At 70.2% G+C, this 19,556-nt stretch carries 19 protein-coding genes, 1 pseudogene and 1 riboswitch; of the genes and pseudogenes, 3 read left to right on the top strand and 17 right to left on the bottom strand.

Features of this window, described 5'->3' with window-relative positions; translation table 11 throughout:
* On the top strand, positions 1-405 hold the full coding sequence (locus NOO62_RS28890) for a VOC family protein (RefSeq protein WP_268773735.1): 405 nt from the start codon (positions 1-3) through the stop codon (positions 403-405).
* 71 nt (positions 406-476) lie between these two features.
* Positions 477-1,664: an LOG family protein gene (locus NOO62_RS28885; RefSeq protein ID WP_268773734.1), complete on the top strand. Its 1,188-nt coding sequence runs from the start codon at positions 477-479 to the stop codon at positions 1,662-1,664.
* A 164-nt stretch (positions 1,665-1,828) separates the two neighbouring features.
* On the opposite strand, the gene NOO62_RS28880 is transcribed toward NOO62_RS28885, so the two are convergent.
* From NOO62_RS28880 to rpsB, 9 genes are all read right to left on the bottom strand, one after another.
* Positions 1,829-2,857 (bottom strand): ABC transporter ATP-binding protein, encoded by a 1,029-nt coding sequence (locus tag NOO62_RS28880; RefSeq protein WP_268773733.1) that lies wholly within the window; start codon positions 2,855-2,857, stop codon positions 1,829-1,831.
* Positions 2,857-4,548: an ABC transporter permease gene (locus tag NOO62_RS28875; RefSeq protein WP_414930900.1), complete on the bottom strand. Its 1,692-nt coding sequence runs from the start codon at positions 4,546-4,548 to the stop codon at positions 2,857-2,859. The genes NOO62_RS28880 and NOO62_RS28875 overlap by 1 nt, the downstream gene beginning before the upstream one ends.
* Positions 4,524-5,609, bottom strand: a complete 1,086-nt coding sequence (locus NOO62_RS28870) for a thiamine ABC transporter substrate binding subunit (protein ID WP_268773731.1) — start codon at positions 5,607-5,609, stop codon at positions 4,524-4,526. Before NOO62_RS28870 ends, NOO62_RS28875 begins: the two co-directional genes overlap by 25 nt.
* 76 nt (positions 5,610-5,685) lie before the next feature.
* Positions 5,686-5,802, bottom strand: a riboswitch (TPP riboswitch).
* A gap of 40 nt (positions 5,803-5,842) precedes the next feature.
* The gene (gene rlmN, locus NOO62_RS28865; protein ID WP_268773730.1) at positions 5,843-6,949 is read right to left on the bottom strand and encodes a 23S rRNA (adenine(2503)-C(2))-methyltransferase RlmN; all 1,107 of its coding nucleotides are present in this window, start codon (positions 6,947-6,949) and stop codon (positions 5,843-5,845) included.
* A 92-nt stretch (positions 6,950-7,041) separates the two neighbouring features.
* On the bottom strand, positions 7,042-8,151 hold the full coding sequence (locus tag NOO62_RS28860) for a phosphatidate cytidylyltransferase (protein ID WP_268773729.1): 1,110 nt from the start codon (positions 8,149-8,151) through the stop codon (positions 7,042-7,044).
* A 37-nt stretch (positions 8,152-8,188) separates the two neighbouring features.
* Entirely contained in the window at positions 8,189-8,746 is a 558-nt protein-coding gene (frr, locus tag NOO62_RS28855; RefSeq protein ID WP_150186465.1) for a ribosome recycling factor, read from the bottom strand.
* 156 nt (positions 8,747-8,902) lie between these two features.
* On the bottom strand, positions 8,903-9,664 hold the full coding sequence (gene pyrH / locus NOO62_RS28850; RefSeq protein WP_268773728.1) for a UMP kinase: 762 nt from the start codon (positions 9,662-9,664) through the stop codon (positions 8,903-8,905).
* Positions 9,665-9,849: 185 nt separating this feature from the next.
* Entirely contained in the window at positions 9,850-10,686 is an 837-nt protein-coding gene (gene tsf / locus NOO62_RS28845) for a translation elongation factor Ts (RefSeq protein ID WP_268773727.1), read from the bottom strand.
* Between the two features lie 101 nt (positions 10,687-10,787).
* Positions 10,788-11,723 carry a 30S ribosomal protein S2 gene (rpsB, locus tag NOO62_RS28840; protein ID WP_268773726.1) on the bottom strand — a complete coding sequence of 312 codons (936 nt, stop codon included), beginning with the start codon at positions 11,721-11,723 and terminating at the stop codon, positions 10,788-10,790.
* 358 nt (positions 11,724-12,081) lie between these two features.
* Here rpsB and NOO62_RS28835 point away from each other — a divergent pair.
* Positions 12,082-12,633: pseudogene (locus NOO62_RS28835) on the top strand (peptidoglycan DD-metalloendopeptidase family protein); the annotation flags it as partial.
* Between the two features lie 139 nt (positions 12,634-12,772).
* Here the strand turns inward: NOO62_RS28835 and NOO62_RS28830 are convergent.
* From NOO62_RS28830 to lepB, 8 genes are all read right to left on the bottom strand, one after another.
* Positions 12,773-13,330, bottom strand: a complete 558-nt coding sequence (locus tag NOO62_RS28830) for a TetR/AcrR family transcriptional regulator (RefSeq protein WP_268775828.1) — start codon at positions 13,328-13,330, stop codon at positions 12,773-12,775.
* A gap of 105 nt (positions 13,331-13,435) precedes the next feature.
* Positions 13,436-14,278: an RNA polymerase sigma factor WhiG gene (gene whiG, locus NOO62_RS28825; protein WP_150215955.1), complete on the bottom strand. Its 843-nt coding sequence runs from the start codon at positions 14,276-14,278 to the stop codon at positions 13,436-13,438.
* 370 nt (positions 14,279-14,648) lie between these two features.
* On the bottom strand, positions 14,649-15,815 hold the full coding sequence (gene dprA, locus NOO62_RS28820; RefSeq protein ID WP_268773725.1) for a DNA-processing protein DprA: 1,167 nt from the start codon (positions 15,813-15,815) through the stop codon (positions 14,649-14,651).
* Positions 15,812-17,431, bottom strand: a complete 1,620-nt coding sequence (locus tag NOO62_RS28815) for a YifB family Mg chelatase-like AAA ATPase (protein WP_268773724.1) — start codon at positions 17,429-17,431, stop codon at positions 15,812-15,814. Before NOO62_RS28815 ends, dprA begins: the two co-directional genes overlap by 4 nt.
* Positions 17,431-17,838, bottom strand: a complete 408-nt coding sequence (locus tag NOO62_RS28810) for a YraN family protein (protein ID WP_268773723.1) — start codon at positions 17,836-17,838, stop codon at positions 17,431-17,433. The genes NOO62_RS28815 and NOO62_RS28810 overlap by 1 nt, the downstream gene beginning before the upstream one ends.
* A 76-nt stretch (positions 17,839-17,914) precedes the next feature.
* Positions 17,915-18,223, bottom strand: coding sequence for a DUF2469 domain-containing protein (locus NOO62_RS28805; RefSeq protein WP_005311352.1), 309 nt, complete (start codon positions 18,221-18,223; stop codon positions 17,915-17,917).
* A gap of 55 nt (positions 18,224-18,278) precedes the next feature.
* Positions 18,279-18,767 (bottom strand): NUDIX hydrolase, encoded by a 489-nt coding sequence (locus NOO62_RS28800; protein WP_268773722.1) that lies wholly within the window; start codon positions 18,765-18,767, stop codon positions 18,279-18,281.
* Positions 18,757-19,515: a signal peptidase I gene (lepB, locus tag NOO62_RS28795; RefSeq protein WP_268773721.1), complete on the bottom strand. Its 759-nt coding sequence runs from the start codon at positions 19,513-19,515 to the stop codon at positions 18,757-18,759. Before lepB ends, NOO62_RS28800 begins: the two co-directional genes overlap by 11 nt.
* Positions 19,516-19,556 lie beyond the last annotated feature (41 nt).

Here is a 19,556-nt window from a genome sequence, read left to right as displayed (position 1 = left end):
ATGTACCAGCAGATGATCTTCGTGAACCTGGCCGTGTCCGACGTCGCCGCGTCGAAGAAGTTCTTCACGGAGCTCGGCTACACGATCAACCCGCAGTTCTCGACGGACGATTGCGCGTGCGTGACGATCAGCGAAACCATCGTCGCGATGATGCTGAGCAAGGAGCACTACGCGAACTTCACGCAGAAGGAGATCGCGGACTCCACGAAGGTCAGCGAGGCGCTGATCTGTCTGAGTGCCGAGAGCCGCGAGAAGGTCGACGAGCTCGTCGACAGAGCGATCGCCGCGGGCGGCACGGCGGGCAAGGTCCAGGACTACGGAACGATGTACGGCCGCGGCTTCGACGACCTGGACGGCCACACCTGGGAGGTCATGTGGATGGACCCGTCCGAGGTCCAGGGCTGACCGAGGTCCGGGGCCGACCCAGGCACAGGGCTGGCCGAGGCCGCCGTGTCCGCCCTGCATAGCATGGGCGGATGCAGCCGACTCCCGAACCCGCGTCGCCCGAGACACCTGCGTCTCCCGCGACACCCGAGTCCGCCCCGCAACTCCCCGCCGGGGACCGCGAGATCGAGACCCTCTCCGAGTTCGACGAGGTCACCGGCCGCGGCGCCCTCGCGGGGTGCCGCGTCCAGGCCGTCGACCTGACGGAACGCACCTCCGCCCTCCTCGCGGCCGACGTCGCGGGCGCCGTCTTCCTCGGCTGCCCCATGCGGGAGGACGCGGCGGCGAAGGTGCGGGCGGGCGGCGCGCTGGTCTTCCCGCCCGTGCCGGGACTGCCGTTCAACCCGTACCGCGGCCTGCTGTACTCCCCCGACGACCTGTTCGCCGGCCTCGCCGACGGTGGGTACGACGCGACGCCGGACGCGCACGCGTACGACTGGTTCCAGCGGACCAAGGCCGACGGCGACGTCTTCTCGTCGATGCTGCGCGCCATACACGACGACTCCATCTCGGACGCTCTCGACGAGCTCCTCGTCGGGGCCGCGGTCGTCGGCGTCATGGGCGGGCACGCGATGGCCCGCGGCACGGAGGCCTACGCGGGAGCGGCCCGGCTCGGCCGCGCGCTGGCCCGCGCGGGGTTCACCGTCGCGACGGGCGGCGGCCCCGGCGCGATGGAGGCGGCGAACCTCGGCGCCTACGCGGCACCCCTCGACGACGCGATGCTGGACGAGTCCCTCGAACTCGTGGCCAAGGCCCCGTCGTTCACGCCCTCGATCACGGAGTGGGCGCGGGCGGCCTTCGCGGTCCGGGAGCGGTGGCCCGACGGCGCCGCCTCCGTGGGCATCCCGACGTGGTTCTACGGCCACGAGCCCCCGAACCCGTTCGCCTCGCACCTGGCCAAGTACTTCGCCAACGCCACCCGCGAGGACGGCCTCCTGGCCCGCTCGAACGCGGGCGTCGTCTTCCTTCCCGGCGCGGCGGGCACCGTCCAGGAGGTCTTCGACAACGCCACCCCCAACTACTACGAGTCCCGCGGCGAGCCCACCCCCATGGTCCTGGTCGACCGCGCCCACTGGACCGAACACCTGCCGGTGTGGCCCCTGCTGCGGTCGCTGGCCCGTGACCGCTCGATGGAGTCCCGGATCGCCCTGGTGGACCGGGTGGAGGACGCCCCTGACGCCCTGCGAAGGCTCGGCGCGACGCCGCCCCACACGACCTGAACGACCACACCACCGGCCGCACCACCGACCGCACCCGCAACCACGGCAACCACACGCCACCCGCACCACAACCACGCGCACCGGCTCACACGAACGAAGCCCGCTCCAGCCAGAAGTCCAGCAACTGCCGCTCCCCCAGCCGAGCACCCCCGGCCGAGCGCCCCTCAGCCGAGCACCACCACATCCTCCGCATCGAACCCGACGCCCACCGTCTCCCCCACCTCGGGCGCCCGCCGCAACGCACACGCCGCCTCAAGGCGCGGCCCGTCCACCGGCTGAAGGTGGACGGCGACATGCGTGCCGCGGAAGGTCCGCGCCGTGACCACGCAAGGCAGCCCCTCCTCGGCGGGCACGAGCCGCACCCCGGCCGGCCGCACCAGAATCTGGCGCTGCCCGGCCGGAGTGCCCACGGGGACGGGGACCTTGCCCCACACCGTGTCGGCGGCCTCGCCCGTCACGGCCGCCCGTACGACGTTGTCGAAGCCGAGGAAACGTGCCACGAACTCGTCGGCCGGGTGCTGCCACACCTCCAGCGGCGTCCCGGACTGGGCGATCCGCCCGTCCCGCATGACGACGACGCGGTCGGCGAGCGCGAAGGCCTCGCCCTGGTCATGCGTCACGGCAAGGACGGTCGTACCCAACTCGTCGAAAAGCTCCCTGAGTTCCACGACCAGGCGCTCCCGCAGCGAGCGGTCGAGCTGGCCGAGGGGCTCGTCGAGCATCAGCAGCCGGGGCCGCGGCGCGAGCGCCCGCGCCAGCGCCACCCGCTGCTGCTCACCACCGGACAGCGCGCTCACCGCACGCCGCTGCGCCTTCGGGAGGCCGACGAGCTCCAGCAACTCGGCGACCCGGTCGGCCTGTTCGCCGCGCGACGCCCCGTGCATGCGCAGCCCGAACGCGACGTTGCCCGCCACGTCGCGCTGTGGGAAGAGTTGGTGGTCCTGGAACATGAGGCCGACGCCCCGCTTGTGAGCGGGCACCCCGCGCTGGTCGCGCCCGTCGAGGACGACCTGCCCCGCGTCGAGCCCCTGGAGCCCGGCGACGGCCCGCAGCAGCGTCGACTTGCCGCTGCCGCTCGGCCCGAGCACACAGACGATCTCGTGCTCGGCGACGTCGAGGTCGACAGCGTCGAGCACGGCCCGCGCCCCGAACCGTACCGTCGCGTCCCGCAGGCTCAGCAGTGCGTCCGTCATCAGAACTCCCCCGTGGTGCGGCCGGTCCGTACGCGTTCCAGGAGCAGCAGGGACACCGCGCACACCACCATGAGAATCGTCGAGAGGGCCATCGCCTGGCCGTAGTTGAGGTCGCCCGCGCGGCCGAGGAGGCGGGCCACGGCGACCGGCAGCGTCGGGTTGTCGGGCCGTGCGATGAAGACCGTCGCCCCGAACTCGCCGAGCGAGACGGCGAAGGCGAACCCGGCGGCGATCAGCAGCGCCCGCCACACCATCGGCAGGTCGACCTCGCGCCACGCCCGCAGCGGCGACGCGCCGAGCACGGCCGCCGCCTCGCGGAGTCTGCCGTCCACCGCGCGCAGGACGGGCAGCATGGTGCGTACGACGAAGGGCACGCCGACCAGGGCCTGGGCGAGCGGCACCAGGATCCAGGAGGACCGCAGGTCGAGCGGCGGCTTGTCGAGCGTGATCAGGAACCCGAAGCCGACGGTCACGGCCGACACGCCGAGCGGCAGCATGAGCAGCGCGTCGAACCCGCGCACGAGACGCCCCGCGCGCCGCGTGAGGGCGGCGGCCGCGAGCCCACCGATCACCACGGCGATGGCCGTGGCGACGATCGCGTACTGCAGTGAGTTCCCGATCGCCTCGATCGGCGGCACGAGGAAGGCACCGCCGTCCGCCGAGGTCAGCTCCTTGTAGTACGCGAACCCGAAGCCGTCGGGCCCGTCGAAGGACCGCTGAACCAGCACACCGAGCGGCAACAGGATCAGCAGCACAACCGTCACCATGACGAACCCCAGCAGCGTCCACTGCCCGGCGCCACGCGGCCTGCGTGCCACGGCGGACGCGTCGACGAGCTTCAGCGCGCTCTCGCGCCGCCGCACCGTCCACGCGTGGATCGCCAGGATCAGGCCGACCGCGGCGAACTGCACGAGGGTCAGGACGGCGGCCGTCGGCAGATCGAGGAGCTGCGCGGTCTGCCGGTAGATCTCCACTTCGAGCGTCGAGTACGCCGGACCCCCGAGGATCTGCACCACGCCGAAGGAGGTGAAGGTGAAGAGGAAGACCATGAGCGCGGCGGCCGCCACGGCCGGTGCGAGCGCGGGCAGCGTCACCGTCCGCCACGCCGTCCACCGGGAGGCGCCGAGCATCCGCGCGGCCTCCTCCTGGCGCGGGTCGAGTTGTGACCAGAGGCCGCCCACGGTCCGTACGACGACGGCGTAGTTGAAGAAGACGTGCGCGAGCAGGATCGCCCACACCGTGGTGTCAAGGCGTACGCCCCACAGCTCGTCGAAGAGCCCGCCCCGCCCGATCAGCGCGAGGAACGCCGTGCCGACGACGACCGTCGGCAGCACGAACGGCACGGTGACGACGGCCCGCAGCACCCGCTTGCCCGGGAAGTCGAAGCGCGCGAAGACGTACGCGCCGGGGAGCGCGATCAGCAGCGTCAGCGCCGTCGACGCGAGCGCCTGCCAGGTGGTGAACCACAGCACGTGCCGGATGTCGGACTCCCCGAGCACGTCCGTGATCCGCCCGAACTGCCAGACGCCGCCGATGTGCAGCCCGCGTGCGACGATCGCCGAGACCGGGTAGGCGAAGAAGAGCGCGAAGAACGCGACGGGTACGGCCATCAGACCGAGCCGCGCCGCGCTCCCGCGCCGGGACCCCGCGTGTGGACGGGGTTTCGCTACTTCAGTACGAGCGAGGTCCACGACTTGATCCACGGCTCGCGGTTGTCGGCGATCTTCTTCGGGTCCATGGTCTGCGGCGCGTCGACGGTCACGCCGTGCTCGGTGAACAGCTTCGGCAGCTTGGTGCCCTCGCGGACCGGGTTCACGAACATGCTGAGCGGCATGTCCTCCTGGAACTCCTGGCTCGCAAGGAAGTCGAGGAGCGCCTTGCCGCCCTTCTCGTTCCCGGCGTTGCTGAGCAGGCCCGCGTACTCGACCTGGCGGAAGCACGTGCCGGTCGCGACGCCGGTCGGCGCCTGCTTGGGCTGCGGCTTGCCGTAGAGGACCTCGACGGGCGGCGAGGAGGCGTACGAGACCACGAGCGGCCGGTCCCCCTTGGCCTTCTTGCCGCCCGCGGACCCGGAGAACTCCTCGTTGTAGGCCTGCTCCCAGCCGTCGACGACCTTGACGCCGTTGGCCTTGAGCTTCTTCCAGTACCCCGTCCAGCCGTCGTCCCCGTACTTGGCGGCGGTGCCGAGCAGGAAGCCGAGGCCGGGCGACGAGGTCGAGGCGTTCTCGGTGACGAGCAGGTTCCTGTAAGCGGGCTCGGTCAGATCAGCGAAGGACTTCGGCGGCGCGAGCTTCTTGTCGGCGAAGTACTTCTTGTCGTAGTTGACGCAGATGTCACCGCTGTCGACGGGCGTGACGCGATGCTTGCCCCCGTCGACCCGAAACTCCGGCTTGACCTCGTCCGAGCCCTTGACCTCGTAGGACTGGAAGAGCCCGTTGTCGAGCGCCCGCGAGAGCAGCGTGTTGTCGACGCCGAAGAAGACGTCGCCCTGGGGGTTGTCCTTGGAGAGGATCGCCTTGTTCACGGCGGCACCCGCGTCACCGTCCTTGAGGACCTTGACCTTGTACCCGGACCGCTTCTCGAAGTCCTTCAACACGTCCTTGGAGACATTGAAGGAGTCATGACTGACGAGGGTGACACTCTTCGAGTCGGATGTGCCGGACCCACCGTCGGAGCTGCCGCACGCGGAGACGGCGACGAGCCCGATGCCCACCGCCACGGCGGTGAACGTGACCTTCTTGGTGCTGCTCACTGACTTTCCTCCTGGGTGACCAGGAGAAGACGCGGCCCCGCCCGCACGCCAATGGCACGCGGGCAGGGCGCTACAGCTTGAGTGATGCCCGAACTTCCTACCCAGAATGACCTGGGCGAGGTTCAGAGGGTCTGCGGCCCACCTGTCCAAGTGGCCGCACTCTCAGCGCTGTGGCGCTCCCCTGTCGGAATATGCAGATGTGTGTACTCGTACGGAGCCGTACGCCCGCCAGACTACCTCTCGGCCGCCGCCAGCTGGCCGCACGCCCCGTCGATCTCCTGGCCCCGGGTGTCCCGGATCGTGACCGGCACACCGTGGGCGGCGATGGCCTCCACGAAGGCCTTCTCGTCCTCGGGCCGCGAGGCCGTCCACTTGGAGCCCGGCGTCGGGTTGAGCGGAATGAGGTTGACGTGCACGGGCTTGCCCTTCAGCAGCCGCCCGAGCCGGTCACCACGCCAGGCCTGGTCGTTGATGTCGCGGATCAGCGCGTACTCGATGGAGAGCCGGCGCCCGGACTTCGCGGCGTACTCCCACCCCGCGTCCAGCACCTCCCGCACCTTCCACCGCGTGTTGACGGGCACGAGGGTGTCGCGCAGCTCGTCGTCCGGCGCGTGCAGCGAGATCGCGAGCCGGCACTTGAAGCCCTCGTCCGAGAACCGGTGGATGGCGGGCACGAGACCCACGGTCGACACGGTGATCCCGCGCTGCGAGAGCCCCAGGCCGTCGGGCTCGGGGTCGGTGAGGCGTCGAATGGCCCCGGCCACGCGGTTGTAGTTGGCCAGCGGCTCGCCCATGCCCATGAACACGATGTTCGACAGCCGGGCGGGCCCGCCCGGAATCTCACCGTCCCGGAGCGCACGCATGCCATCAACGATCTGATGCACGATCTCACCGGTCGACAGGTTCCGGTCGAGACCGGCCTGTCCCGTGGCACAGAACGGACAGTTCATGCCGCAGCCCGCCTGCGAGCTGATGCACATGGTGACCCGGTCCGGATACCGCATGAGCACCGACTCGACGAGCGTCCCGTCGAACAGCCGCCACAACGTCTTGCGCGTCGTGTCGTCGTCACAGCTGATGTGCCGCACCACGGACATCAGATCGGGCAGCAACGCCTCCCGCAGCTTCTCGCGCGACCCGGCCGGAATGTCGGTCCACTCGGCCGGGTCGTGCGCATACCGCGCGAAGTAGTGCTGCGACAGCTGCTTGGCACGGAACGGCTTCTCGCCAGTGGCGGCGACGGCTTCCTTGCGCTCGGCGGGCGTGAGGTCAGCGATGTGCCGCGGGGGCTTCTTGGCACCGCGGGGCGCGACGAAAGTGAGTTCTCCGGGTACAGGCATGGTCCTTCCAGTGTCGCAGACATACGACAAGGGGCCCGCCGCCCTGTGGACAACGAACCCCTCACGCACATCTACGCAGGTCAGACCCCGTGTCAGCCGGACCCCACGAACGCCACGAGCAGCAGCCACACCACTGGGGCGGTCGGCAGCAGGGAGTCCAGGCGGTCCATGATGCCGCCGTGGCCGGGCAGCAGCGTGCCCATGTCCTTGATGCCGAGGTCGCGCTTGATCATCGACTCACCGAGGTCGCCGAGCGTGGCGCTCGCCGCGACGGCGAAGCCGATCACCAGGCCCTGCCACCACACACCGTCGTCGATGAGGAAGTGCAGGCACAGCGCGCCCGCCGCCATCGCGAAGGTGACCGCGCCGACCAGGCCCTCACGGGTCTTGCCGGGGCTGATGCGCGGCGCCAGCTTGTGCTTGCCGAAGCGCCAGCCGATCGCGTACGCACCCGTGTCGCTGACCACGGTCAGGAGCAGGAACGTGAGGACCCGCTGCGGACCGTCGTCCGCGGTGAGCATCAGCGCCACGAAGGTCGCGAGGAACGGGACGTAGAAGGCCGCGAAGACCCCCGCCGTGACGTCCTTCAGATAGCCCTCGGGCGGCTCCGTCATGCGCCAGACGAGGACGGCGAGCGCGGTGAGCGCCATCGCGACCCACGCGCCCTCGGTCCCGCGCACGTACCCCGCGACGACCATCGCCGCGCCGCCCACCGCGAGCGGCACGAGGGGCGCCTTGATGCCCTTGCGCTCCTCCAGGCGGGAGGTGAGCTCCCACAGACCGACCACGACGGCGACCGCTATGACGCCGATGAAGACGGCCTTCACGATGAACAGCGACGCGATGATCACCGCGCCGAGTCCCACACCGACTCCTATGGCTGCCCCGAGATCGCGGCCCGCGCTCTTCTTCTGCGGTGCGGCCGGGGCGGGCTGCGGCTGTGGTGCGCTGGGCATGGGCTCCTGCGGAGGCTCGTCACGGAACAGGGGGCCGCCCATCCGAGTGGCCCCCCGGTCGTCGTCCTGGTCTCCGCCGGTCACGGGTACGTCGGGCACGATGGGCATGGGCTGCGTCTCGGACGGAAACAGCGCGTCCTGCGCATCGTACGCGGGACCCGGCGGGGTCGCCCCCTGGCCGGGCCCCTGGTCGGACGGCCCCCAATACCCGGTTCTGGGCGGCGCCCCCCAGGAAGAGTCGTTCACGGATCGATTTCCTGATTCCTCGGACTCGAGCCTCGGCTCAGACTTCGAGCAGCTCGGCTTCCTTGTGCTTGAGCAGCTCGTCCACCTGGGCGACGTACTTCGCGGTGGTGTCGTCGAGCTCCTTCTCGGCGCGGCGCCCCTCGTCCTCGCCGACGTCGCCGTCCTTGATCGCCTTGTCGAAGGCCTCCTTGGCCTTGCGACGGATCGACCGGATCGAGATCTTGGAGTCCTCGGCCTTGGTCTTGGCGACCTTGATGAACTCCTTGCGGCGGTCCTGGGTGAGCTCGGGGAAGGTCACCCGGATGATGTTGCCGTCGTTGCTCGGGTTGACGCCGAGGTCGGAGTCCCGGATGGCCTGCTCGATGTTGCGCAGCGCGCTCTTGTCGAACGGGGTCACCACGGCCATCCGCGGCTCGGGCACCGAGAACGAGGCCAGCTGGTTGATCGGCGTCAGCGCGCCGTAGTAGTCAGCCACGATCTTGTTGAACATCGCCGGGTGCGCACGGCCGGTGCGGATCGCGGCGAAGTCCTCCTTGGCGACCACGACGGCCTTCTCCATCTTCTCCTCGGCCTCGAGGAGGGTCTCTTCGATCACCACTTGCTCCTGCGTGTCTTGAGTGGCCCGGCTAGCACGGGGCGGCCGGCTGCGTCGCGTCTCTTTCCTGCACGGTGTCCGACCGGCAGGGCTTTGTCCATCCCCTCAAGGCCCGTCTCCCAGACGTTCCTTGAGGCTGGCCCAGGTCCCTCGGGGTCAGGCCCGGCTTCCCTGGTCGCCCACGAGTGTGCCGATCTTCTCACCCTTGACGGCCCGCGCGATATTGCCCTCGGAGAGCAGCTCGAAGACCAGGATGGGCAGCTTGTTGTCCCGGCACAGCGTGATGGCGGTCATGTCGGCGACCTTGAGGTCGCGCGTGATGACCTCGCCGTAGCCGAGGGAGTCGAACTTCACCGCGTCGGGGTTGGCCTTCGGGTCGGAGTCGTAGACGCCGTCCACGCCGTTCTTGCCCATCAGCAGCGCCTCGGCGTCGATCTCCAGGGCGCGCTGCGCGGCGGTGGTGTCGGTGGAGAAGTACGGCATGCCCATGCCGGCGCCGAAGATGACCACACGGCCCTTCTCCAGGTGGCGCACGGCGCGCAGCGGGATGTACGGCTCCGCGACCTGCCCCATGGTGATGGCGGTCTGGACGCGGCAGTCGATGCCTTCCTTCTCCAGGAAGTCCTGCAGCGCGAGGCAGTTCATGACGGTGCCGAGCATGCCCATGTAGTCGGAGCGGGCCCGGTCCATGCCGCGCTGCTGGAGCTCGGCACCGCGGAAGAAGTTGCCTCCGCCGATGACGATGGCGATCTGGGCGCCGTCACGGACGACGGCGGCGATCTCCCGGGCGATGGCGTGCACCACGTCGGGGTCGACCCCGAGGCCGCCCCCACCGGCGAACGCCTCGCCGGAGAGCTTCAGCAGGAAGCGTCCGGCAACTTTGCCGTCATCACTCTTCGAGTCGGCCTGGGTGGTCATGTGGTTCTCGCTTCTCTTACTCGGCACAACATACGAAGAAGGCCACTGCCGGTGGGGTGTCGTTCGCATCCCATGCTCGGCAGTGGCCTCCTCGTCAGATCCTGCGGTCGTACGTCGCGCACGGGACCGTGCGCGGGCGACCGCTGTCGACCCTATACGGGTCTACCGTCGATCGCGGTACGGACTCAGATGCCGACCTTGATGCGCGAGAAGCGCTTCAGGGTGACACCGGCCTCGGCGAGAACCTTCTCGACCGACTTCTTGTTGTCCAGCGCGTACGGCTGGCCGAGGAGGGTGGCCTCCTTGAAGAAGCCGTTGACGCGACCCTCGACGATCTTCGGGAGGGCAGCCTCGGGCTTGCCTTCGGCGCGAGTGGTCTCCTCGGCGACGCGGCGCTCGGTCTCGACGACGTCGGCCGGCACGTCCTCCTTGGTGAGGTACTTCGGCGCGAAGGCGGCGATGTGCTGCGCGATGCCCTTGGCCAGACCGGCGTCGGCCTTGTCCAGCTCGACGAGGACACCGATCTGCGGGGGCAGGTCGGGCATCGTGCGGTGCATGTACGCGGAGACGTAGGCGCCCGAGAACTGCGCGAAGCGGTCCAGGACGATCTTCTCGCCGAGGTTGGCGTTGGCCTCGTCGACGTACGCCTGGACGGTCTTGCCGGCCTCGATCTCGGACGCGAGCAGCGCGTCGAGGTCGGCCGGGGACGTCTTGGCGATGTGGGCGGCGAGGTTGTTCGCGACGGCCTGGAACTTCTCGCCCTTGGCGACGAAGTCCGTCTCGCACTTCAGCTCGACGATGACACCGGAGGTGTTGTCGTCGGCGATGAGGGAGACCACGGCGCCGTTCTCGGCGGAACGGCCCTCGCGCTTGGCGACGCCCTTCTGGCCCTTGATGCGGAGCGCCTCGACGGCCTTGTCGACGTTGCCCTCGGCCTCGTCGAGCGCCTTCTTGCAGTCCATCATGCCGGCGCCCGTGAGCTCACGGAGCTTCTTGACGTCAGCGGCGGTGTAGTTCGCCATGATCGAAAATTCTCTCTCGAAGTCTGAAAGATCTACGGAGGTCTACGGGTGAACGGCGGGGGCCGATGGGGCCCCCGCCGTCAACAACCGAACCTGTGAGGTCAGGCCTGCTCGGCGTCCGCGGCCGCGGCGGGGGCGTCGGCCTGCTCGGCGTCGGCAGCCTTCTCCGTCTCGGCGGACTTCTGAACCTCGGCCTCGGCCTCGTCGGCCTTCGGCTCCTCGGCCTTGGCCTCGTCGGCCTTGGGCTCGTCAGCCTTCTTCTCGCCCTCGAGCAGGTCGCGCTCCCACTCGGCGAGCGGCTCGCCCTGGGCCTTCTCGCCCGGCTTCGAGTCACCGGTGGCAACGCCGGAACGGGCGATGAGGCCCTCGGCGACGGCGTCGGCGATCACGCGGGTGAGCAGGGTGACGGAGCGGATCGCGTCGTCGTTGCCCGGGATCTTGTAGTCGACCTCGTCGGGGTCACAGTTGGTGTCGAGGATGGCGACGACCGGGATGTTGAGCTTCCGGGCCTCGCCGACCGCGATGTGCTCCTTCTTGGTGTCCACGATCCAGACGGCGCTGGGCACCTTGGACATCTCGCGGATACCACCGAGGGTCTTCTCCAGCTTGGCCTTCTCGCGCGAGAGCACGAGAAGCTCCTTCTTGGTGAGACCGGAAGCGGCGACGTCCTCGAAGTCGATCTGCTCGAGCTCCTTGAGGCGCTGCAGACGCTTGTAGACGGTCGAGAAGTTGGTGAGCATGCCGCCCAGCCAGCGCTGGTTGACGTAGGGCATGCCGACGCGGGTGGCCTGCTCCGCGATGGCCTCCTGCGCCTGCTTCTTCGTGCCGACGAACATGACCGTGCCGCCGTGGGCGACGGTCTCCTTGACGAACTCGTAGGCGCGGTCGATGTACGACAGCGACTGGAGCAGGTCGATGATGTAGATGCCGTTGCGCTCCGTGAAGATGAAGCGCTTCATCTTCGGGTTCCAACGACGGGTCTGGTGACCGAAGTGGACGCCGCTCTCCAGCAGCTCCCGCATCGTGACGACGGCCATGGCCGTTCTCCTTGAGAATCTCGGTTGTGCCGCGTGTGCCGGACGGCACTCGCGCCTGACGCCCGCTGTGCGCCTTGCCACTAGTTGTCACTAGGGACCGAGGGGCGCTGACACCGGCTTTTTCATGGCGTGGTGTCGGGGCGTGCGAAGTCGACCCGGTGACCCGGATCGCCAAAAGAAGTGTACGGGACCCGCGGGGTGGCAGGTGACGCCGCTTCCCTTGACCGGGTGAGGACGCTTTCCCTGCCGGGTGGAGACGGTCCCCTGCACGGGTGACGCGGTTGTCCACAAGCGGCTGGTCGTCCACAGAAATGGTCCATGATCCCCGCGGGCGGGCCCGGCGCGGGACGGTTCTCGCATGCGCCCTGAACTGCTGCTGCCCACGCTGGCGGCCCTGCTCGTGACCTTCCTGGCCCCGGCCTCGGCTCCGACCCCTGTGGCCTCGGCCCCTCTGGCCTCAACCCCTCTGGCCTCGACCTGGCCGGTCGGTGCCCGTCCCTCTGTCGTACGGGGCTGGAGTCCTCCGGCGACCGCGTACGGCGCGGGGCACCGGGGCGTGGACCTTGCCGCCGCCCCGGGCTCCGCGGTACGCGCGGTGGCGCCGGGCCGTGTCTCGTTCGCGGGCCGGGTGGCGGGCCGGGGCGTGGTCGCGGTGGAGCTGGAGGGCACGGGGGATCCGCCCCTGCGCACGACGTACGAACCGGTGCGGGCGACGGTGAAGAGGGGCGACACGGTCGCGGCGGGCGCTTCGGTGGGCTTCCTGGAACGCCCCATGGGCCACTGCCCGACGAGCTGCCTCCACTGGGGTCTGCTCAGAGCGCGGACCTACCTGAACCCCCTGACGCTCCTACCGCCGTGGCTCCTGCACCACGGCCCGTCCCGCCTGCTGCCGCTCCACGCCCCACTGCCGCACCGCACACGCCCACCCCTGTACGGCCCACCGCCGGGCCAGGCACGAGCACCGTTCCACGGACCTCTCGGGGGGCCGCCCGCCAACGCCTACAGGCCAGAGCTCAGCTACAGGCCAGAGATCAGCTACAGACCAGGGCTCAGCCCCGGACCCCCCGCAGCGCCATGGCCACGGCTGCCTCCGTGATGGCGTCCGGCCGCTCCGCCACCCCGAGCTCGATGCGCCGGACCGCGGCGTCCACGATGCCCTGGAGCAGCATCGCCGCCATCCGGGGCTGCTCGTGGCCCAGCTCGTCCAACGCCTCGACGATCATCGCGATGAGGCCACCGTGCGCGGCGCGGATCTTCTCCCGGGCCCCGGCGTCCAGCTCGCTCGCGGAGATGGCGACGACGGCGCGGTGCCGTCGGTCCCCGACCAGCGCCAGCTGTCGTCGTACGTAGGCCTCTACCTTGCCCTCGGCCGACTCCGCGCACTCCATCGCCGCCGAGACCTCCGCCGCCCAGACGGGGAAGTCGACCTCGCACAGCTCTTCGACCACGGCCGCCCTCGACCGGAAGTACTCGTACACGGACGACCGGGCAAGACCGGTGCGCTCGGCGAGCGCGGGGAAGGTCAGCGCCTCCGTACCGCCTTCGGACAGCAGGGAACGCGCGGCGTCCAGCAGGGCGCCGCGCTGCATCGACCGGTGCTCGGCCACGGAGGCCGCTCGAATCCTTGGCACAGCTCCACTTTACGGACGGGACGCCGCGTACGGGAGCCGCTCCCACGCGCACGCTCTCGGGCAGGGACGATTCAGCGACACTCAGCGCCCAAAACTCGCCAGCTTCGCGCGCAGCTGCAGCACGGATTTGGTGTGGATCTGGCTGACTCGGCTCTCGGTCACACCGAGCACGTTGCCGATCTCGGCGAGCGTGAGCCCTTCGTAGTAGTAGAGCGTGACGACGGTTTTCTCTCGTTCCGGCAGCGTGTTGATGGCCCGCGCGAGCAGCCTGCGGAGTTCCCGGTCCTCGGCGACCTCCACGGGGTTGTCGGCCGCGTGGTCCTCGAGCGTGTCCATCAGGCTGAGCCGGTCGCCGCCCTCGCTGCCCGCGTGGAGCAGCTCTTCGAGGGCCACCACGTTAGCCAGTGACAACTGGCTGAAAACCGCGTGTAGTTCCTCCAGCGCGATTCCCATCTCGGCGGCGACCTCACCCTCCGATGGAGTACGCCGCAGCTGCGCCTCCAGCGTGGCGTACGCCCGCTCGACGTTGCGCGCCTTCTGCCGCACCGAACGCGGGATCCAGTCGAGCGCGCGCAGCTCGTCGATCATCGCCCCGCGGATGCGGGTGATCGCGTACGTCTCGAACTTGATGGACCGCTCGATGTCGAACTTCTCGATCGCGTCGATGAGCCCGAACACTCCGGACGACACGAAGTCGGCCTGCTCGACATTGGGCGGCAGCCCCACGCTGACCCGGCCCGCGACGTACTTCACCAGCGGTGAGTAGTGCAGGATCAGCTGCTCCCGCAGCCGCCCGTCCCCCGTCTCCTTGTACGAGCGCCACAACTCGTCCAGCGACGAGGGCGCGGGGGGCCGCTCCTGCTCGCCGCTACGGGCGGCGGGGGGAACCGCTGCCCGATCGGACCCTGAGGTGTGCTGGGGCATTCGTCGCCTTGAGCCGTTCTGCCGTGAACCTAGGAGGTCGGGGAGGTCGCCTGAACCGGGGAGGTCGCGTGGGTCGGTGAGGTCGCGCGAGCCGGTGGAACCACCGGTGTCGCTCGCGCCGGAGCGATGGAGAGCGTGCGTGGAGTGAATGAGGTCGTCCGTCTGTTGCCTGTCCGCGTCGGAATCTGTGTGAGCGTAGCGTGACTGAAGTGTCGCAGTGAGCGAAGAGTATGGGATCGCGCGTGCGCAGATACGTTCCGCTTACCCCCTTCAGGAGTCGGTGCCGTCGCTCTGCGTGACAGCCCCTGAGTGCCAACTGCACGATTTACCAAGGTCGTCGGGGGTCATCCGTCCGGCGGAACACGCTCGGTCACGATTCCTCCCCAGGGGCGAAGACGGACAGAAACGCCTGGCGTGTCAACTGCCAGCCGTCGCCGTGTCGTTCGACGAACCCCAACGACTGAAGTTCGTACAGCCGCCCGACCGCGTCGTCCTCGGTCGTCCCCGCACCGATCGCGATGTCCCGCACCGCCACGCACCCCCGCGCAGGCAGGGCGGCGAGGACGCGCCGCACTCCGGGAGCGAGCAGGTCACGCGGCACGACGGGCCCACGCCTGGCCGGCGCGAGCTCCCCCATGTCACCCACCAACTCGACGACTTCGGAGGCATCGGTGACGAGGACTCCGTCACCCCGCAGCAGCTCGTGCACCCCGGCCGACAGGCCGCTGGTCGCGGGCCCCGGCACCCCCATGACGAACCGCCCCAACTCCTGGGCACCGCGCGCCGTGGCGAGCGCCCCACTGCGGTACGCGGCCTCGACCACCACCGTTCCCCTGGTCAGCGCCGCGATCACCCTGTTCCGCAGAATGAACCGGCTCGGCGTCGGATGGTCGCCCGGTGGCAACTCACCCACCACGAGGCCCTGTTCCGCGATCCGGCCGATCAGCCCGGCGTGCCCACGCGGATAGGGCCGGTCGACCCCGCAGGCAAGGACGGCCACGGTTGCACCACCGGCCCCGAGGGCCCCGCGGTGTGCGGCGCCGTCCACGCCGTACGCCCCTCCGGAGATCACGACCCAGCCGCGCTCCGCGAGCCCCGCGGCGAGCTCGGCCGCCATGTGCGCGCCATACGCCGAACAGGCCCGCGAGCCGACGACGGCCACCGACCGCAGGCCCCATATGCGCAGGGAGGGCCGCCCCCGCACCCAGAGCCCGACCGGACGCGCGTCCCCCAGGTCGTCCAGGGTGACCGGCCACTCCGCGTCCCCCGGACACACGAACCTCCCCCCGACATCCCGCGCCGCCGCCAGATCCCGCTCCGCCCGCACCGCGGCGGCCCGCGCCCGCAGCCCTTCCCACCGCCGCGCCGTCACCCCCGGCAGCCGCGCCTCGTCCTCCGTTCCAGTGAGACGCCGCAGCACCTCGTCCGGCCCGACCTCGCGCAGCCACCGCCCGCCGACCGCGTCCCCCGGTTCGAGGACCCGCGTCAACGCGACGCGGGCCAGCCGCTCTCCTTCCGAAGGCGGATCGGCGCTCACGAGGACGCCCCGATGACCATCGGCACGCCCCGGGCGATCCCGGTGCGCAGTTGCAGTGCGAGGGCGACGTCCTGCGCGAGGGGCCGGTCGTGCCCCGCGAGGTCGGCGACGGTCCAGGCGACCCGCAGCACGCGGTCCAGTCCCCGGGCCGTCAGGAAACCCCGCTCCAGGTCCAGCTCGGCCGCCTCCAGCGCGCCGGGCGCCGCGGGCCAGCGGGTGCGCAGGGCGTGTCCCGCGACCTCGCTGTTGGTCCGCCAGCCGGTGCCGGCCAGACGGGCGGCGGCTCTCTCGCGCGCGGCACTCACCCGGTCGGCGACGGTCCGGGTGGACTCCCCCGGCGTGCCGTACCCCGCCAGTTCGGAGCGGGTGACGGCCTCCACCTCGACCTTCAGGTCGATGCGGTCGAGCAGCGGGCCCGAGAGGCGGGCCTGATAGCGGCGGATGACGGAAGTGGGGCACTCGCAGCCGTCGCCCAGCAACGTGTGCCGGCCGCACGGGCAGGGGTTCGCCGCGAGCACCATCAGGAACTTGGCGGGCAGCCGCACCACGCCGGCGCTGCGCGCGATGACCACGTGCCCCGACTCCAGGGGCTGCCGCAGTGAGTCCAGGGTCTGGCTGCTGAACTCGGGCGCCTCGTCCAGGAAAAGCACTCCGCGATGAGCGAGCGAGACCGCGCCCGGCCGTGCGATTCCCTTGCCGCCGCCCACGAGCGACTGCATGGTCGCGGAGTGGTGCGGCGCGCAGTACGGGGCGATGTCCACCAGCGGTCTGCCCGGCGGCAGCATGCCCGCCACGGAGTGCACCGCCGTCACTTCCAGGGACTCTTCCCGGGTCAGCCGGGGCAGGACCGCCGGGAGCCGTTCCGCGAGCATCGTTTTTCCCGCGCCCGGCGGGCCTTGCAGAAACAGATGGTGCGCTCCCGCCGCGGCCACTTCGACGGCCGTCCTGGCCGCCACCTGCCCGACGACATCGGCCAGGTCGAGCGCGTGGGCGTCGTCCAGGGCGCCGCTGAGGCCCGTGCCGACGCCGGTGCCCGGCACACAGAGCCCGGCGAGCAGCGGGTCGGGCCGCCCGGGCTCGTCCGGCTCCTCCTCCGGCACCGGCTCGTCGGTGAGCACCGCGATGAGCTGTCGCAGGCTGCGCACCCCGAGGACCGAGATGCCCGGCACCAGGGAGGCCTCGGCGGCGGTGCACTCCGGGACGACCACCTGTTCGTACCCGGCGTCGGCCGCCGCGAGCACCGCGGGCAGCACCCCGAGGACCGGGCGCACCCGGCCGTCGAGTCCGAGCTCTCCGATCATCACGATGTCGGTGAGGACCCGTGGATCGATCCGTTCGGCCGCCCCGAGGACAGCACAGGCGACGGCAAGATCGAAGCCGCTGCCGCCCTTCGGCACCGACGCCGGGCTCAGTCCGACCGTGAGTTTCTTCTGCGGCCACTCACCACCGGAGTTGACCACCGCCGCCCTGACCCTGTCGCGGCTCTCGGTGAGGCTCTTGTCCGGCAGCCCCACCAGCGTGAAGGCCGCGACTCCGGGCTCCAGGTCGGCCTGCACCTCGACGACCACGCCCTCGACGCCGACGAGCGCCACCGAACACGTACGCGCGAATCCCATCAGGCCACCCCGCGCGCGTGCTCGACCACGGGAACGCCGCGGCGCGGGATGAGGACTCCGATCAGGTCGATGCGGACGCCGCCCGGCGGTGGGCCGCCGCGCTCCTCGATCCAGCGCTCGGCGAGCCTTCGCAGCCGCTCCGCCTTGGTGCGGCCGACGCCCGCCATCGGATGTTCGAAGGGAGGGGAACCGCCCGGGCCCCCTCTGCGCGTCTTGACCTCGCAGACGACGAGTGCCTCGCCGTCCATGGCCACGATGTCGATCTCACCGGTCCTGCCTGCGCGCCAGTTGCGCTCCAGGACCGTCATCCCCGTGTCGATCAGCCGCCGTGCGGCCAGATCTTCGCCGTACCTGCCGAGTGCTCCCCGTGCGTTCATGTCGGCATCACCTCCGACACCCACGATCACGGTTCAGCCCGCACCTATTGGATCTTGGTGCATTACTCGCCGGTTGTGGATAACCCCGCCACCCCGCCGAGTGAACTCAGCTGCCCGGCAGCTCCAGGTCGCTCTTGTTGAGCTCCTCGATGTTCACGTCCTTGAACGTGAGCACCCGCACCTGCTTGACGAACCGGGCGGGCCGGTACATGTCCCACACCCAGGCATCCGCCATGGAGACCTCGAAGAAGACCTCACCCTGAACCGAGTGCACCTGCATCTCGTAGTCGTTCGTGAGGTAGAAACGACGTTCGGTCTCGATCACGTATTTGAACAACCCGACGACATCGCGGTACTCCCGGTAGAGCTTCAGCTCCATCTCGGTCTCGTACTTCTCGAGGTCCTCGGCGCTCATGGCATGTTCCCCTTCAGCCGTGCGTCCCCCTATTGTGCGTCAGCCCCGCGAGCCCCTACACGATTTCCGTGGCGAGGATCTCGGGCCTTTCCGGGGGCCCCTCGTCGAGCAGTCTGCGAAGCAGCTCGGCGAGCCTGGTCGGATACACCGTCTCATGAGCCTCGGTCAGTTCTCGGCACGTCCACCAACGTGCTCCGTCGACACTGCGTCTTTCCAGCTCCGTGAGGCCCTCAGCGGCAATCGTGGTCTGCGACGTACGGGCCAGGTAGTACCACTCGTCCTGGTCCCAGCGCCGCCCCGCGAAGGGGAACGAACAGACGCGCTGCCACAGGACCGGGCCGAGCTCGACCTCCGTGATGCCGGTCTCTTCCCGGAGCTCACGCAGGGCCGCCTGCTCCCGCGTCTCGTCGCCCTCGACCCCGCCGCCCGGCGTGAACCACCAGTCGTCCGACGCGTTCTCCGGCTCGAAGCCGTGCATCAGCAGGATGCGGTCGCTCGGGTCCAGCAGGATCACGCGGGCGACCCTGCGCAGGTCAGCCGACACCGGCGGCCTCCTGCGCACCGCTCCCGGCACGGCGACGGCCCGCCCGCCTGGCCACGGGGCCGTAGGCCGCGCCGCCCAGGACGAGGACCATGCCCGCCACGACCGCGATCACCATCAGGCGCAGCGGACCCGGTTCGGAGATGCCGCCCGGCACGGCCGCGAAGCCGTCGGGCCGCTCCAGCATGCCGAAGCTGTCCATCGGCCAGGCCACCGCGTCGACCCGCGCCTTCACGGCGTCCCGGGCCACCGTGCCGTTCTCCCCGTCGGTCAGGTGCGCGGTGGAGTCCAGCGAACCGCTGCGCTCGTCACCGAGCAGGAACAGGCGGCCCTTGGGGACCGTGGTGGCAGGGATGCGGGTGGCCACGGCGGCGTCGCCCTGATCGAGGAGATACGGTTCTGCGACTTCCTTGCCGTTGACGGTCAGCTTGCCGTCCTCGCAGCAGGCGATCCGGTCGCCGCCGACGCCGACGACGCGCTTCACCATCGGCAGATCGCCCCACGTGGACTGCTTGAAGACGACGACGTCGCCGCGGCGCACCTCATCGCCGTCGATCTGCTGCGCGAGCACACGGTCACCGGAGCCGATCGTCGGCGCCATCGAGCCGGTGGGCACGGTGTACGGCTGGTACAGGAACGCGCCCCAGACGAACCCTCCGAGGAAGAGCACACAGCCGAGGGCCACGGCGATGCCCGACAGCACGCTGCCGAGCCGTCCGCGGCCCTCGTTCGTACGTTGTGTCCTGCTCATCCCAGTGCTCCCCCATCTCGGAACCGACCTCGCCGCACGTG

This window comes from Streptomyces sp. Je 1-369 (genome assembly GCF_026810505.1).
Lineage (GTDB): Bacteria > Actinomycetota > Actinomycetes > Streptomycetales > Streptomycetaceae > Streptomyces.
This window is presented reverse-complemented; position numbering and strand designations above follow the sequence as displayed.

Excerpts from the sequence above, each read along its gene's own strand:
- NOO62_RS28890 (WP_268773735.1), top strand. The coding sequence starts at position 1 with ATGTACCAGCAGATGATCTTCGTGAACCTGGCCGTGTCCGACGTCGCC.
- NOO62_RS28885 (WP_268773734.1), top strand. The coding sequence starts at position 477 with ATGCAGCCGACTCCCGAACCCGCGTCGCCCGAGACACCTGCGTCTCCC.
- NOO62_RS28880 (WP_268773733.1), bottom strand. The coding sequence starts at position 2,857 with ATGACGGACGCACTGCTGAGCCTGCGGGACGCGACGGTACGGTTCGGG.
- rlmN (WP_268773730.1), bottom strand. The coding sequence starts at position 6,949 with ATGCCTGTACCCGGAGAACTCACTTTCGTCGCGCCCCGCGGTGCCAAG.
- pyrH (WP_268773728.1), bottom strand. The coding sequence starts at position 9,664 with ATGACCACCCAGGCCGACTCGAAGAGTGATGACGGCAAAGTTGCCGGA.
- tsf (WP_268773727.1), bottom strand. The coding sequence starts at position 10,686 with ATGGCGAACTACACCGCCGCTGACGTCAAGAAGCTCCGTGAGCTCACG.
- rpsB (WP_268773726.1), bottom strand. The coding sequence starts at position 11,723 with ATGGCCGTCGTCACGATGCGGGAGCTGCTGGAGAGCGGCGTCCACTTC.
- whiG (WP_150215955.1), bottom strand. The coding sequence starts at position 14,278 with ATGCCCCAGCACACCTCAGGGTCCGATCGGGCAGCGGTTCCCCCCGCC.
- NOO62_RS28815 (WP_268773724.1), bottom strand. The coding sequence starts at position 17,431 with ATGGGATTCGCGCGTACGTGTTCGGTGGCGCTCGTCGGCGTCGAGGGC.
- NOO62_RS28805 (WP_005311352.1), bottom strand. The coding sequence starts at position 18,223 with ATGAGCGCCGAGGACCTCGAGAAGTACGAGACCGAGATGGAGCTGAAG.
- lepB (WP_268773721.1), bottom strand. The coding sequence starts at position 19,515 with ATGAGCAGGACACAACGTACGAACGAGGGCCGCGGACGGCTCGGCAGC.